Annotated in this window: 1 protein-coding gene; it reads right to left on the minus strand. The window is 59.0% G+C overall.

Translation table 11 applies throughout. The annotated features are described in order from the left end of the window. A partial coding sequence (locus AC2FNN_RS21675) for an MFS transporter (protein ID WP_496760598.1) occupies window positions 1–1,206 on the minus strand: 1,206 nt, incomplete at both ends.

Below are 1,206 nucleotides of genomic sequence, written 5' to 3' on the forward strand. Positions count from 1 at the left end.
CGCAAAAGCGGTCGCGCGCCCCGACAGACCGTAAAGACCAAAGCTTTCGACCGGGGTTTCAGGGTCGGTGTGGCGCACCATCATCGAACGGCTGGCCGATTGCAGAATGCCTCCCATGCCACCGATCAGTACACCACAGCCAAAGAAGACCAGGTCAGGCAGGTTGGATCCGTCAGGCAGGCCGATGCCGTAGATCTGCGTCCGGTCCATCGACACCACTGTGACGCAGACAAAAATCAATACCCAGATCGCCACCAATATCACCGGTTTCGGGCCGTATTTCTTGTCTGCCTTCCCCCCGATCCACGCAAAAACGGCCGAGGCGAGAACGCTGACGATCCCGAATACTCCGATCTTGATCAGATCCCATTCCAACACCAGCCGCGCGTAGACACCACCAAAACTGTAAAGCCCGTTCAGTGCGTCGCGATAGAACATGGACGAGCCGAGGTAACTGGCCAGACTGACGCGATAGCGCAAGTTAGACACTGATTTCGACAGCAAGCGCAGCGCCTCACCCACGCTTCCTTTCCTGTCAGGCACCGCATCGTCGCGGACCCACAGGAAATACGGCACCATGAACAGAATGAACCAGATTGCCGTAAAGGGGCCGACAAAACGCGTGCCTTCGCGGGTGGCGGCATCCAGACCAAAGGCGGGCACCATCCCGATCAGGGTTTTGCCGTTTGGCTGTTCCACAAACAGCGCCAGCATGATCGCCAGCGAAATCAGCCCGCCAAAATAACCAAAGGCAAAGCCCGAGCCCGATATCTCGCCCACTTCGCTGTCATCGCCCAGTTCGGGTAGCTGCGAGTTTATGAAGATCAGCGCATATTCCGCACCTACGAAGCCGAAACCGAAAGCCGACAGCATCAGCCACATGTTCGAGCCATCGGGCATCGTGTACCACAGCGCCGCAGACCCGACCGCATACATGACCGAAAAGGCAAATATCCACGGGATGCGCCGCCCCGAGACATCCGCCATCGCCCCCAGAAGCGGCGCGCCAAAAGCGATGATCAACCCGGTGATCGTCAGACAGTTCGCCCAAACGGTCTGCGCGCGCGCCGCAGCCGCCTGCGCATCCAGCCCTTCAGTGGTGAAATACCCGGCGGCGACGCCAGCGAAGTAGGGGCCAAAGACAAAGGTGACCAGAAGGGTGTGATAGGGCTGGCTGGCCCAGTCAAAGAACCACCAGCCCCAGAT

Source organism: Ruegeria sp. BHSA118 (assembly GCF_059613405.1).